The sequence below is a fragment of the Kribbella sp. NPDC050459 genome, assembly GCF_040655315.1.
In the GTDB taxonomy this organism is placed as follows: Bacteria; Actinomycetota; Actinomycetes; order Propionibacteriales; family Kribbellaceae; genus Kribbella.
Genome location: NZ_JBFAJQ010000006.1, coordinates 257,890 through 270,566 on the forward strand (window position 1 = coordinate 257,890; position 12,677 = coordinate 270,566).

12 protein-coding genes are annotated in these 12,677 nt (G+C 69.7%); 6 read left to right on the forward strand and 6 right to left on the reverse strand.

Annotation, left to right across the window (positions count from 1 at the left end; translation table 11 throughout):
* Window positions 1-7: 7 nt before the first annotated feature.
* From AB0I12_RS22220 to AB0I12_RS22230, 3 genes are all read right to left on the reverse strand, one after another.
* Entirely contained in the window at window positions 8-301 is a 294-nt protein-coding gene (locus tag AB0I12_RS22220; RefSeq protein WP_131350551.1) for a WhiB family transcriptional regulator, read from the reverse strand.
* A 227-nt stretch (window positions 302-528) separates the two neighbouring features.
* On the reverse strand, window positions 529-1,083 hold the full coding sequence (locus AB0I12_RS22225) for a histidine phosphatase family protein (RefSeq protein ID WP_359932771.1): 555 nt from the start codon (window positions 1,081-1,083) through the stop codon (window positions 529-531).
* A 3-nt stretch (window positions 1,084-1,086) separates the two neighbouring features.
* Window positions 1,087-1,428: a hypothetical protein gene (locus tag AB0I12_RS22230; protein ID WP_359932774.1), complete on the reverse strand. Its 342-nt coding sequence runs from the start codon at window positions 1,426-1,428 to the stop codon at window positions 1,087-1,089.
* Window positions 1,429-1,715: 287 nt separating this feature from the next.
* On the opposite strand from AB0I12_RS22230, the gene AB0I12_RS22235 reads away from it, so the two are divergent.
* The 3 genes from AB0I12_RS22235 to AB0I12_RS22245 are packed head-to-tail and all read left to right on the forward strand — an operon-like array spanning window position 1,716 to window position 6,279.
* Entirely contained in the window at window positions 1,716-2,795 is a 1,080-nt protein-coding gene (locus AB0I12_RS22235) for a 3-deoxy-7-phosphoheptulonate synthase (RefSeq protein ID WP_359932777.1), read from the forward strand.
* A 54-nt stretch (window positions 2,796-2,849) separates the two neighbouring features.
* Complete coding sequence (locus tag AB0I12_RS22240) at window positions 2,850-4,934, forward strand: phosphocholine-specific phospholipase C (protein ID WP_359932780.1); 2,085 nt, start codon at window positions 2,850-2,852, stop codon at window positions 4,932-4,934.
* A gap of 40 nt (window positions 4,935-4,974) precedes the next feature.
* The gene (locus tag AB0I12_RS22245; RefSeq protein WP_359932783.1) at window positions 4,975-6,279 is read left to right on the forward strand and encodes a glycoside hydrolase family 32 protein; all 1,305 of its coding nucleotides are present in this window, start codon (window positions 4,975-4,977) and stop codon (window positions 6,277-6,279) included.
* Here AB0I12_RS22245 and ybaK read toward each other — a convergent pair.
* The gene (gene ybaK / locus AB0I12_RS22250; protein WP_359932786.1) at window positions 6,266-6,751 is read right to left on the reverse strand and encodes a Cys-tRNA(Pro) deacylase; all 486 of its coding nucleotides are present in this window, start codon (window positions 6,749-6,751) and stop codon (window positions 6,266-6,268) included. The genes AB0I12_RS22245 and ybaK overlap by 14 nt on opposite strands.
* 64 nt (window positions 6,752-6,815) lie before the next feature.
* Window positions 6,816-7,517 (reverse strand): helix-turn-helix domain-containing protein, encoded by a 702-nt coding sequence (locus AB0I12_RS22255; protein ID WP_359933117.1) that lies wholly within the window; start codon window positions 7,515-7,517, stop codon window positions 6,816-6,818.
* An 81-nt stretch (window positions 7,518-7,598) separates the two neighbouring features.
* On the opposite strand from AB0I12_RS22255, the gene folE reads away from it, so the two are divergent.
* Complete coding sequence (gene folE, locus AB0I12_RS22260; protein ID WP_359932789.1) at window positions 7,599-8,210, forward strand: GTP cyclohydrolase I FolE; 612 nt, start codon at window positions 7,599-7,601, stop codon at window positions 8,208-8,210.
* A gap of 9 nt (window positions 8,211-8,219) precedes the next feature.
* Here folE and AB0I12_RS22265 read toward each other — a convergent pair whose 3' ends face one another.
* The gene (locus tag AB0I12_RS22265) at window positions 8,220-8,540 is read right to left on the reverse strand and encodes a hypothetical protein (RefSeq protein WP_359932792.1); all 321 of its coding nucleotides are present in this window, start codon (window positions 8,538-8,540) and stop codon (window positions 8,220-8,222) included.
* Window positions 8,541-8,756: 216 nt separating this feature from the next.
* Between AB0I12_RS22265 and AB0I12_RS22270 the strand changes: the two genes are divergently transcribed.
* Both AB0I12_RS22270 and AB0I12_RS22275 read left to right on the forward strand, forming a co-directional pair.
* The gene (locus AB0I12_RS22270) at window positions 8,757-10,157 is read left to right on the forward strand and encodes a 3' terminal RNA ribose 2'-O-methyltransferase Hen1 (protein ID WP_359932795.1); all 1,401 of its coding nucleotides are present in this window, start codon (window positions 8,757-8,759) and stop codon (window positions 10,155-10,157) included.
* The gene (locus tag AB0I12_RS22275; RefSeq protein ID WP_359932798.1) at window positions 10,154-12,676 is read left to right on the forward strand and encodes a polynucleotide kinase-phosphatase; all 2,523 of its coding nucleotides are present in this window, start codon (window positions 10,154-10,156) and stop codon (window positions 12,674-12,676) included. Before AB0I12_RS22270 ends, AB0I12_RS22275 begins: the two co-directional genes overlap by 4 nt.
* Window position 12,677 lies beyond the last annotated feature (1 nt).

Below are 12,677 nucleotides of genomic sequence, written 5' to 3' on the forward strand. Positions count from 1 at the left end.
GCGGCTCCTACGCGGACTTGCGGTGCTCGGGCAGGAGGGTGTTGTCGCGCTCGGACTCCGTGGTGCCGCCCCACACGCCGTAGGGCTCACCGACGGACAGGGCGTGCTGCCGGCATTCGGGCTGGACCGGGCAGGTTCCGCACAGCGACTTGGCCACCATCTCGCGGGCGCGTTTGCGAACGCCACGCTCCGATTCGGGCGAGAAGAAGAGCTCCGGGTTGACGTCCCGGCATGCGGCTTGCGACTGCCAGTCCCACAGATCCATGAGCGGGCGGGGCAGGCGAGGCATCCCTCTCGACATGGCAACCTCCTTGACTCACCGTGAGCGCGGACGGGCGCTCGGTGAAAACTATGCTCATCTCTTACGTAGTTCAACCCTTGTTGTCTCGAAGTTCGAGCCATTCGTTATCGCCGCAGGCGCCCGCGTGCCGCGATCGGCGGTTTTCAGGCGGGAGGCGTGTTCACGTCTGCATCTGATGTGACATGAGTCACTTCAACGGTGCAAGTTCGTCTGCACGTGCAGATGCCTCAGGCACCGATCGCGGGGTCGAATCGGTAGTGCTCGTGGGCGCCGTGGGCGGTGTCTCGCTCGCCGGTCAGGGCGCGGATGACGGTGGCGTGGGTGATCGCCAGAACCGGTCCGTCGGTGCTCGCGGTGTGCCGGGCGAGTGCGGCGTGAGCGCGCTCGCGGACCCGGGACAGCGGCTCCCAGGGGCGCTGGATGCCGTCCGGCCACTCGCCGTCGTACGCCTCGAACTCGGCGCGGGCCGCGCGGACGTCGGCGGCGCCCCGGCGGCGGCCGGTATCGTCCGGCAGCCAGTCGCGCAGGTCGTGGTCGACCTTGACGCCGAGGGCCAGCCGGTGGCCGATGATCGCGGCGCTGTGCAGGGCGCGGGTGAACGGTGAGCTGACCAAATACGTCGCGCGGATGCCGCCGAGCAGGTCGGCGAGCTCCTCGGCCTGTTTCATCCCGAGGGCGGTGAGCGGAGCGGAGTCGGCCGTGACACCCGGCCAGGCCTGGGAGTCGATCGGCCCGTAGTCCGGCTCACCGTGCCGGACCAGATAGATCTGCGTGACGGACATGGCCTACCTGAGGTGTCTGGCCCCTGCCCATCCACGCTGGTGGCCGGGCGGCGGCTGGAGCGGATCGGTGACTGCGGACGCGGGCCGCACCTGGTGCAGCTCCTCGAAGAGGTTGCCAGGTGTCCTGGGGGAGTCGATCCAGCGGATCTCCGTCGCGCCCTGGTGGCCGTGCACGGCCAGGATGGACTCGACGTCGGGCCAGACGGCCGTCGCGGGGTTGTCGCCGCGCCAGCGCAGGGCCACCGAGCCGTCGGTGAACTCACACCCTTCCGCCACCACGCCGGTCCCGGACACGCCACTGGGATCCCGGTACCGAACCAACTCGAAGGTTCGCGGCCTCACCACCTTGCTGCACTCCCCGATGTCTCGACCCGGTCTTGCAGCATCCAACGCTGCATTGGATCCAACGACGCCACCCCAAGGATGGTTACTGCTATTGTCGGTGGTGTGAAGCGCAGCTATTGGCGATTTTTTGAGTGGCCGGCCCCGGTGCCGGGCGACTCAGCCGATCGCTGACGCCCATCGCAGACACCAGAGCCGGCACGAAGGCAAGGACATCCGTCCTTGCCTTTTCTCGTTCCCAGCCGGCTGACTGCGACATCGCATGCGGACCGGCGGAAAGGTCCCCAGTCATGAACACCCTCCCGAAGTCGGGCGAACAGTCCCGCGTCGTCGACCGACGTATCGAGAAGACCGTCCCGTTGGTCACCCCGCAGGCCCTGCACGACGAGTACCCGCTCGACGACGACCTGGCCCGCACGATCGCCGACGGCCGGCAGGCGGTGGCCGATGTACTGAACGGGGTCGACGACCGGCTGATGGTTGTCGTCGGCCCGTGCTCGGTCCACGACGCCGACGCGGCCCTCGAGTACGCCGAGCGGCTCCGGCCGGTCGCGGAGCGGCTGTCCGACGGCCTGCTCGTCGTGATGCGGGTGTACTTCGAGAAGCCGCGCTCGACCCTCGGCTGGAAGGGCCTGATCAACGACCCGGGCCTGGACGGCTCCGGTGACGTGAACCGCGGCCTGCGGATCGCCCGGCGGCTGCTCGTCCAGGTCAGCGAGCTCGGCCTCCCGGTCGGCTGCGAGTTCCTCGACCCGATCACCCCGCAGTACATCGCGGACACCGTGGGCTGGGGCGCGATCGGCGCCCGGACCGTGGAGAGCCAGGTGCACCGGCAGTTGTCGTCCGGCCTGTCGATGCCGATCGGGATGAAGAACCGCCCGGACGGCTCGATCGGCACCGCGGTCGACGCGATCAAGGCGGCCGCCGTCCCGCACGTGTTCACCGGTATCGACCACGACGGCGCGCCCGCCATCCTGCACACCCGCGGCAACCCGGACTGCCACCTGGTGCTGCGCGGCTCGGACAGCGGCCCGAACTACGACGCGGAGTCCGTGGCCGGCGCCGTCGAGCTGCTCCGCAAGGCCGGCCTCCCCGAGCGGGTCGTGATCGACGCGAGCCACGGCAACAGCCGCAAGGACCACCGCCGGCAGCCGGTCGTGGCCGCGGAGATCGGCGCGCAGGTCGCGGCCGGCGACCGGGCGATCGTCGGTGTGATGCTGGAGTCGTTCCTGCAGGAGGGTCGCCAGGACCTCGACCCGACCCGGGAGCTGACCTACGGCCAGTCGATCACCGACGCCTGCCTGGGCTGGGACACGACCGAAGAGGTGCTGCAGCAGCTCCGGGACGCGGCGGTCGCCCGCCGCGGATAGCTGTTCATCTGCAGGCCGCGCAGCGGCTACAGGAGCCACCTAAGGTCCGGGACCATGACTGAGATCTCCCGGCGCCTGGTGCTCGGTTCGGTGGCGGGTGGGGCAGCGGCTTCGCTGCTCCCACCGTCGCTGCACACCGCGATGGCGCAACCTGTGAGGCGTGGTGGTCTGCGCGCGATCGAGCACGTGATCGTGCTGATGCAGGAGAACCGCTCGTTCGACCACTACTACGGCACGCTGCGCGGTGTCCGTGGGTACGGCGACCGCCAGCCGCTGCGGCTGCGCAACGGCAAGAGCGTCTTCCACCAGCCGAAGACGGGCGGCGGCGAGGTGCTGCCGTTCTCGCTCCGGAAGGCCGCCGCCGACGCGGGCCGCGCCCCGGGCGACATCCAGTACCTCGGTGCGCTGGCCCACGGGTACAGCGACGCCACCCAGGCCTGGGCGGGCGGTTGGAACGACGACTGGGTACAGGCCAAGACGGCGGCCACGATGACCCACTACGACCGCCGCGACATCCCGTTGCAGTACGAGCTCGCCGAGACGTTCACGATCTGCGACGCGTACCACTGTTCGGTCAACGGCTCGACCAACCCGAACCGCAACTACCTGTGGTCCGGCACGACCGGCTACGAGCCCGGGACGGCGCAGCGCGCGGTGACGAACGCGGCGTACTCGTACGACCACAAGGGCTACGACTGGACGGCGTACCCGGAACGGCTGGAAGCGGCCGGTGTGTCCTGGCAGATCTACCAGGAGTGGGACAACTTCACCGACAACGCGGTCGAGTACTTCAAGACCTTCAAGGACATCGGGCACCGGATCCTCGCGAACGTGCCGGGCGGCTACCGGACGACCGAGGAGTTCTACGACAAGCTGTTCGCGAAGAGCGAGGCCGAGCGGGCCGTCGCGCTGCAGCAGCTCGACGCGGCCGTCGGGAAGCTTCCGGCCGCGGACCAGAAGCTGTTCCGCAAGGCGATGTACCGCTCCGAGCCGGAGTCACTGGTGCCGCGGCTGCGCGCCGACATCAAGGCCGGGACGTTGCCGAAGGTGAGCTGGCTGGTGCCGTCGGCGGTCGACTCCGAACACCCCGGATCGTCCACGCCGGTCGGCAGCGCGAACCTGATCTACGACGTCCTCGACGCGATCGCGTCGGACCCGGAGACCTGGTCGAAGACCGTGCTGCTGATCAACTTCGACGAGAACGACGGGTACTTCGACCACGTCCCGCCGCCGGTCGCGCCGCAGCCGCCGTCCGGGGCCGGCGACGACTGGTACGCCGGGAAGCCGATCGGGCTCGGCCCGCGGGTCCCGATGACCGTGGTGTCGCCGTGGACGGTCGGCGGTCACGTGAACTCGCAGGTCTTCGACCACACTTCGGTCCTGCGGTTCCTCGAACTGTGGACCGGTGTCCGGGAGCCGAACATCAGCTCCTGGCGGCGGACGGTCTGCGGTGACCTGACGTCGGCGTTCGACTTCGACCGGACGTACCGGCAGCCGTCGGTCGACCGGCCCGGTCCGGTCCCGGCGCCGATCAATCGCTGGCACCCGACGCCGCCCGCCGATCAGGCCCTCCCGGTGCAGGAACCCGGCCGCCGTCCGGCTCGCGCGCTGCCTTACGGGCCGTCGGTTTCGGGCTCTGTTGCCGATGGCAAATTGATGCTGGCCTTGAGCAACAACGGCTCGCAGTCCGCGCACTTCGCGATCTACCCGTACGGCGGTGAGCTCCCGGCTCCCTCCCACCTGGACGTCCGCCACGGCGAGACGCCGGCCGTGGTCACGATCCCCGTGGACGGCCCGTTCGAACTCGCCGTCCAGGGACCGAACCGCTTCTGGGCCGAGGTCGCCGGGACGTCCGCCGGCGCGGCGGCAGCCCTCGACGTACGGATCGAGAACCGCGCCGGCGCTCTCCAGCTCCTGCTGGTGAACGGCTCGAGGAAGCCGTTGACCGTCAAGCTGAAGGCGCGCGGCTACACCAGCAAGACCACGGCGATCGAGCTCAGAGGCAAGCAGTCCCGCCCGCTGTTCTGGCCGACCGACAGCGGCTGGTACGACGTCGAGGTCACGACCCCCGAGGACCCGGCCTGCCGCCGCCGGCTGTCCGGTCACCTCGAAACCGGCCGGCCCAGCATCACGGGGTAGCGGACATCTGAGTCGATGAGCCAGATGATCTCATTGACTCATGACGGACTTTCCGTACCCGGAGACGAACTACCAGGAAGACGCCCGCGGGCAGTTCCATTTCAGCACCCGCGCCGGCTGGATGAACGACGTGAACGCGCCGCTGTACTACCGCGGCGCGTACCACCTCTACTACCAGCACAATCCGTTCAGCCTGGTGTGGGACACGATGCACTGGGGGCATGCGACGAGCACCGACCTCGTGCACTGGACGCAGCAGCCGATCGCGCTCGACCCGAAGACCCACCCCGGCGACCTGTGGTCCGGCGGCGGCGTCGTCGACACCGGCAACGCGAGCGGCCTGAAGGCCGGCGACGACGACCCGATCGTCGTCTACTCCGGAACGAACGGCGTCACGGTGTTCTACAGCCTGGACGGCGGCGCTACGTTCACGGCGTACGCCGACGGCAAGAGAGTCGTGACACCGGGCGGCACCAGCCGCGACCCGAAAGTGTTCCGGGATCCGGTGTCCGGACACTGGGGCATGGTCGTGTGGTCGGACGAGGGCGGCAACGGCGCCGACTTCTACACCTCGGCGAACCTGCTCGACTGGACATTCGGCTCCCGGTACCCGGCCGAGTGGCTGTTCGAGTGCCCGAACATGATCCGGATGCCGATCGACGGCGGCCACCGCTGGGTCCTGCACGACGGCGGCGGCAACTACTTGGTCGGGGACTGGGACGGTACGGCGTTCCACACCGACTGGACGGCTCCGCAGAAGATCAACCAGACCGAGACCTACGCCGGCGGCGGGTACTACGCCGGGCTGACGTTCGAGAACCTGCCGGACGACCGGATCGTCTCGATGGCGTGGCAGGGCGAGAACAAGGGCTCGATCTGGACCGGCAACGCGTCCTTCCCGGTCGACCTCACGCTCCGCCGTACCGACGACGGTCTGCGCGTGTTCAGCACGCCGATCCCCGAACTCGCACTCCTCCGCGGCGAGGCGCAGACCTTTGAGAACCTCACGGTCGAGGACGGCACACACCAGCTTCCGGCGACGGACACCTACGAGCTCGAGGCAACAATCGATGTCCGGGACGCACGCAGGTTGATCGTCAAGACCGGTCGGGACATCGTGTACGACGGCGAGCAGCAGACGCTCGACGGGGCAAAACTGCGGCCGGTCGACGGCAGGATCACGCTGCACCTGCTGGTCGACCGTGACCAGCTGGACGTCTTCGGGAACGACGGGGCGGTCTACCAGAGCTACAACGTTCGCCCCTCGGAGTTGGAGCTGATCGCCGAAGGGCGCGCGGTCGTCGAGCGAGTCACCATCTGCCGGCTCGGCTCTATCTGGCGATAGCCGCCGTCCGCGCCTTGGTCACGGTGATCAGGTCGGCAGGGGACAGGCCGATGTCGAGGCCGCGCCGGCCACCCGACACGTAGACCGTCGGGTGGTCGGTGGCGGTGCTGTCGACGACCGTGGGCAGGGCGCGCTTCTGGCCGATCGGGCTGATCCCGCCGACGACGTAGCCGGTGGTGCGCTCGGCGGCGGCCGGGTCGGCCATCACCGCCTTCTTGCCGCCCGCCGCGGCCGCGATCGCCTTCAGGTCGAGCTGCTTGGCGACCGGGACGACGCCGACGGTGAGTTTCCCGTCGACCTCGACGAGCAGCGTCTTGAACACCTGCTCCGGCGCCAGCCCGAGTGCTTCGGCGGCCTCCAGCCCGTACGACTTCGCGGCCGGGTCGTGCTCGTAGGCATGCGTCGTGAACTCGACCTTCGCCTTGGTCAGCGCCACCGTCGTCGGCGTGCCTTGACTCTGCTTCTTTGCCACGCCGTGAGCTTAGTTTGCGGACGTCCATCACCCACCAACCGTCCACCGCGAGGGCGCGGCACGCTCAGCTGTCGCTCGAAACCGTGTCGTCGGCGGAGTTGGTGAGTGGCGGAGGTCCGGCGATCCGCACGCAGCAGTGGCCGGCGCGCGGGGCGAGCTCCGCCTGGAGCGGGGCATCCACAGTGGTCAACAGGCCCGCGACCAGGTGCAGATTCATGCCGCAGACAAGTTGCGGGTGGTCCTTCGCCAGCCGGCGGAACGGGCAGTTCGCCAGTGCGATCCCGTCGGCGTCGGGCCGGGGCTCGAAACCGTAGGTCTCGAGCACCTGCAGTAAGCCGTCGCGGTCGCGGACGGCCCGGCCGAGCGTCTCGCCGTACTCGTGGGCGCGGCGGTTGACCGCCTCGCGGGGTGTCACGCCGGTGGACTCGGCGTCCTGGATGGCCGCGGCGAGAAGCTGGCCGGCCACGGCGTACTGGCGCTCGGGGAGGCTGATCTCGATCTCGCGGTCCGAGCGGTGGTACAGCTTCGCGGGGCGGCCGGCCCCCGGGCCGGTGCGACCGGTGCGGCGTTCGTAGCAGGTGTCGAGCAGACCCTCCTCGGTGAGCCGGTCGAGGTGGAACGCGGCCGTGGTCCGCGGGATGCCGAGCGCGCTCGCGGCGTCGTCCCGGCTCACCGGCTCCGGCCGGCCGACGACGTACTCGTAGAGCCGGCGGCGGGTCGGCTCCTCCAGGACGGCGACCGCCTGCACCGAGGCGTCCCAGGACATGTCCACGGGATGATTCTATCGACAACTCTGGTTGGCGTAACAGTATGATGTCAGTTCGCTGATACTTCAGGGAGTGTGCAGATGGCGATCTCGGCCGACCTCGAGTCCGTCCCCCTCCATATCGTCGCGCGCCGGGAGGAGATCGACCTTCCCGCCGCGCAGCGTGCCGTGGCGGACCTGCTGACCGCGCTCGGGCGGGACCCGCACAGCGCGCACCTCGCGGACACCCCGCGCCGGGTCGCGAACGCGTATGCGGAGATGCTGACGCCGCGGGAGTTCGAGCTCACCACGTTCCCGAACGACGAGGGGTACGACGAGCTCGTCCTGGCCAAGGACATCCCGGTGCAGTCGCTGTGCGAGCACCACCTGCTGCCGTTCCAAGGCGTCGCCCACGTCGGGTACCTGCCCGGCGACCGGATCCTCGGGCTGTCCAAGCTGGCCCGGGTGGTGGAGCTGTTCGCGCGCGACTTCCAGGTGCAGGAGCGCCTCACCAAGCAGGTCGCGGACTGGCTGCAGGACCACCTGTCGCCGAAGGGCGTCGGTGTCGTGATCGAGGCCGAGCACCAGTGCATGTCGCTGCGCGGCGTCCGGGCGGCCGGCTCGCGCACTGTCACCTCGGCGCTCCACGGCACTCTCCGGAACAACCCCAGCTCCCGTGCCGAGTTCTTCGCCCTCACCGGCCTCACGCCGTAGGGCGAAGCGTCAGGCGGAGGCGACCGCCGGCGGCTGGTGGGACCGGCGGCCGGTGGCAAGGATGTGCGTGAGTTCGCCGGGCAGCAGGTCCGTGCCGGGGACGGGCTCCATCTCGGAGACGTCCAGCCAGCGCACGACGGTGGCGCCGCTGTGGCCGTGGACCGCGAGGATCGAGTCGAGGTCCGGCCAGACGGCGGTCGAGGGGTTCGCGCCGTGCCAGCGCAGTGCCACCGAGCCGTCGGTGAACACGCAGCCTTCGGCGACGACGCCGGTTCCGGAAACCCCGCTGATGTCGGTGTAACGGACGAGTTCGAACGTCTGGGGTTTCACCGGCGACACCCCGTGTGGCGTGACAAAGTTGCCATGATCCTTTCCCCGTCAGGCGCAGTGAATTCTCGCCACAAACCGGGGACAATTACCGACTGTCAGCGGGGAAGGACGGTCTGTAGCGACTCATCTTCTCACCACAAGCTAGAACCATTCCAGCGAACACGCCAGCCCCTAATCCGCGTGTCTCGAACTGCGACACGTGATCGAATACCTCAGGTGTTCCTGACACTTGGCACCGATCTGGCCGGAGCAGGCGCGCCCGCGAGCGATTTCGGGTTCCTGTTGCACAAGAACCCCGCACGCCCGCAGGCGATCGACGTCACCGGCGGCTCGGCGCATGTCTTCTACCCCGAGGCGACCGACGAGCGGTGCACGGCGGCGGTGCTGCTCGAGATCGACCCGATCGGCCTGGTGAGGTCCGGCCGCGGCAAGGCCGCCGAAGGATTCACGCTCGGCCAGTACGTGAACGACCGGCCGTACGCCGCCTCGAGCCTGCTCGCCGTCGCGCTCGGGAAGCTCTTCCGGACAGCGATGAACGGCCGCTGCGACGCCCGCCCGGAGCTCGCCACGCGGCCGATCCCGCTGGACGTCCACGTCCCCGCACTGCCCTGCAACGGCGGCGCCGAGCTCGCCGAGCGCCTGTTCGCGCCGCTCGGCTGGACCGTCGACGCGCGCCCGGTGCCGCTCGACCCGGAGATCCCGGCCTGGGGTGATTCGCGGTACGTCGACCTGCGGCTGACCGGCGTACTGCGGCTGGCCGACGCGCTCAATCACCTGTACGTGATGCTGCCGGTGCTCGACGACGCCAAGCACTACTGGGTCGGATCGGACGAGGTCGACAAGCTCGTCCGCGCCGGCGAGGGCTGGCTGGCCGCACATCCGGACAAGGACCTGATCTCGCATCGCTACCTCGCGCACCGCCGGTACCTGGCCGATGCCGCGCTGGAGCGGCTCGCCGAGGCGGACGGCCTCGAGTTGGCCGACGAAACGACGGACGAGGGCTCGGTGTCGCTGGCCGTCGAACGGCGGACGACGGTGGCCGGCGTCCTGCGCGAACTCGGCGCCCGCCGGATCGCCGACATCGGCTGCGGCGAGGGCGCGCTCGCCGGCGAGCTGCTGAAGGATCCGATGATCGGCGAGGTGATCGCGACCGACGTGTCGGCGCGGGCGCTGGTCGCGGCGAAGCGGCGGTTGCACTACGACGACCTGCCCGACCGCCAGCGGGACCGGCTGACGTTCCTGCAGTCGTCGGTGACGTACGCCGACGAGCGACTCGCCGGGCTCGACGCGGTCGTGCTGATGGAGGTGGTCGAACATGTCGACCCGCCGCGGCTGCCCGCTCTGGCCCATGCGGTCTTCCGGACCGCCTGTCCCGCCGCAGTCGTCGTCACCACCCCGAACAGCGAGTACAACGTGCGCTTCCCGTCCCTGCCGGCAGGTATCTTCCGCCACCCCGACCACCGCTTCGAATGGACCCGCCCGGAGTTCGGCGCGTGGGCCGGCGAGGTGGCTGACCGGTACGGCTACACAGTCGAGTTCCGCCCCGTCGGTGCGGTGGACCCTGAGGTGGGTCCGCCCACGCAGCTCGCACTGTTCCGGCGGGAGGAGGCGCGATGACCATCGACGTACCTGCGCTGTCCCTCGTGGTTCTTGTCGGCGCGAGCGGCTCCGGCAAGTCGACGTTCGCACGCAAGCACTTCCTGCCGACCGAGGTGATCTCGAGCGACTTCTGCCGCGGTCTGGTGTCCGACGACGAGAACGACCAGGCCGCGACGAAGGACGCCTTCGAGGTGCTCAACTTCATCGCGGGCAAGCGGCTCGCGGCCGGGCGGCTGACGGTCATCGACGCCACCAACGTCCAGCCGGACGCCCGCAAGGAGCTGGTGAACCTGGCCCGCGAGTACGACGTACTCCCGGTCGCGATCGTGCTGGACCCGCCGGAGCGCGTGTGCGTGGAGCGCAACGAGCAGCGGCCGGACCGGCAGTTCGGGTCCAAGGTGATCACCCGGCAGCGGTCGCAGCTGAAGCGCGGGCTGCGCAGCCTCAAGCGCGAGGGATTTCGTACCGTCCACGTGCTGAACAGCGTCGAGGAGATCGATGCCGTCAGCATCGAACGCACCCGGCTGTACAACGACCTCACGGATCGGACCGGCCCGTTCGACGTCATCGGTGACGTGCACGGCTGTCTCCCCGAGCTCGAGCAGCTGCTCACCGACCTGGGCTACACGCTCACCCGCGACGACGCCGGCCGCCCGGTCGACGCCGTCCACCCGGACCGCCGAGCGGTCTTCGTCGGCGACCTCGTCGACCGCGGCCCGGACAGCCCCGGCGTGCTGCGGCTCGTCATGGGGATGGTTGCCAGCGGCAACGCGTACTGCGTTCCCGGCAACCACGAGGACAAGCTGCTGCGGGCACTGCGGGGCAAGAACGTGAAGATCAGCCACGGCCTGGAGACAACGCTCGAGCAGCTCGCCTTGGAGTCTCAGGAGTTCCGCGACGAGGTGGCGACGTTCATCGACGGGCTGATCTCGCACTACGTGTTCGACGGCGGCAAGCTGGTCGTGTCGCACGCCGGCCTGGTCGAGCGGATGCACGGCCGGACAAGCGGTCGCGTCCGCTCGTTCTGCCTGTACGGCGAGACGACCGGCGAGACCGACGAGTTCGGGCTGCCGGTGCGCTACCCGTGGGCGAACGACTACCGCGGTCGGGCGACGGTCGTCTACGGCCACACCCCGACGCCGGAGCCGGAGTGGATCAACAACACGATCTGTCTCGACACCGGCTGCGTGTTCGGCGGCTCGCTGACCGCGCTGCGCTACCCGGAGCGGGAGCTGGTGTCGGTGCGGGCAGCCCAGGAGTACTACGCCCCGGCGAAACCGTTGCACGTGGCAACGGCACCGTCACGCGAACCCGATGTCCTCGAGCTGACCGACGTCACGGGTCGCCGGGTGATCGAGACCGCGTCGCACGGGCGACTGAGCATCCGGGCCGAGCAGGCCGGCGCGGCGCTGGAGGTGATGAGCCGGTTCGCGATCGACCCGCGGTTCCTGCTGTACCTGCCGCCGACGATGAGCCCGGTCGCGACGTCGCCGGAGCCGGGGCTGCTGGAACATCCGCGGCAGGCGTTCGAGACCTACCAGGCGCAGGGCGTCACCGAACTGGTGTGCGAGGAGAAGCACATGGGTTCGCGAGCGGTCGTGCTGCTCACGAGGGACGACGACGTGGCCGGGAAACGATTCGGCCTCTCCGGTCGGGGCGCGATCCACACGCGCACCGGGCGATCGTTCTTCGACTCCTCGCTGACCGACGAGCTGCTGCTGCGCCTGCGCGCGGTCGCCGCGCGGGCCGGGCTGTTCGACGAGCTGGACACGTCGTGGCTGCTGCTCGACGCCGAGCTGCTCCCGTGGAGCGCGAAGGCCGAGGACCTGCTCCGGAACCAGTACGCCGCCGTCGGCGCGGCCGCTCGTACGTCGTTGCCGGCCGCAACTGCTGCGCTGCGCTCCGCTCAGGCGGCCGGGCTCGACGTCGACGAGCTGCTGGCGTCGGCCGAGCGGCGGACGGCGAACGCGGAGCGGTTCACCGCGGCGTACCGGCGGTATTGTTGGCCGACCGACGGGCTCGACGGCGTCCGGCTGGCGCCGTTCCAGGTGCTCGCGTCCGACGGCGCGACGTACCAGGACCGGCCGCATGTGTGGCACCTCGGGATCGCGGACCGGATGGTTGCCGCCGGCCCGGAGCTGATCACGCCGACGCGCCGGCTGTTCGTGGACAGCGGCGCCTGGGACGCCGGGATCAGGTGGTGGGAGGAACTGACCGGTGCCGGGGGAGAGGGCATGGTTGTGAAGCCTGCGGCGAATCTGACCCGCACTGCGAAGGGGCTTGCCCAGCCGGGGCTGAAGGTGCGCGGGCAGGAGTACCTGCGGCTCATCTACGGGCCCGACTACACCGAGCCGGCGAACTTCGCCCGGCTCCGCGACCGCAACCTCGGCCACAAACGGTCCCTGGCGCTTCGCGAATACGCCCTCGGCCTGGAGGCACTGGACCGTGCCGCCCGCGGCGAACCGCTGTGGCGCGTCCACGAGTGCGTCTTCGCCGTCCTCGCCCTCGAATCGGAACCGGTGGATCCGCGCCTCTGAG

Coding starts and splice junctions, on each gene's coding strand:
- AB0I12_RS22220 (WP_131350551.1), bottom strand. CDS start 301: ATGTCGAGAGGGATGCCTCGCCTGCCCCGCCCGCTCATGGATCTGTGG.
- AB0I12_RS22225 (WP_359932771.1), bottom strand. CDS start 1,083: ATGTCCGTCACGCAGATCTATCTGGTCCGGCACGGTGAGCCGGACTAC.
- AB0I12_RS22235 (WP_359932777.1), top strand. CDS start 1,716: ATGAACACCCTCCCGAAGTCGGGCGAACAGTCCCGCGTCGTCGACCGA.
- AB0I12_RS22240 (WP_359932780.1), top strand. CDS start 2,850: ATGACTGAGATCTCCCGGCGCCTGGTGCTCGGTTCGGTGGCGGGTGGG.
- AB0I12_RS22245 (WP_359932783.1), top strand. CDS start 4,975: ATGACGGACTTTCCGTACCCGGAGACGAACTACCAGGAAGACGCCCGC.
- AB0I12_RS22255 (WP_359933117.1), bottom strand. CDS start 7,517: ATGTCCTGGGACGCCTCGGTGCAGGCGGTCGCCGTCCTGGAGGAGCCG.
- folE (WP_359932789.1), top strand. CDS start 7,599: ATGGCGATCTCGGCCGACCTCGAGTCCGTCCCCCTCCATATCGTCGCG.
- AB0I12_RS22275 (WP_359932798.1), top strand. CDS start 10,154: ATGACCATCGACGTACCTGCGCTGTCCCTCGTGGTTCTTGTCGGCGCG.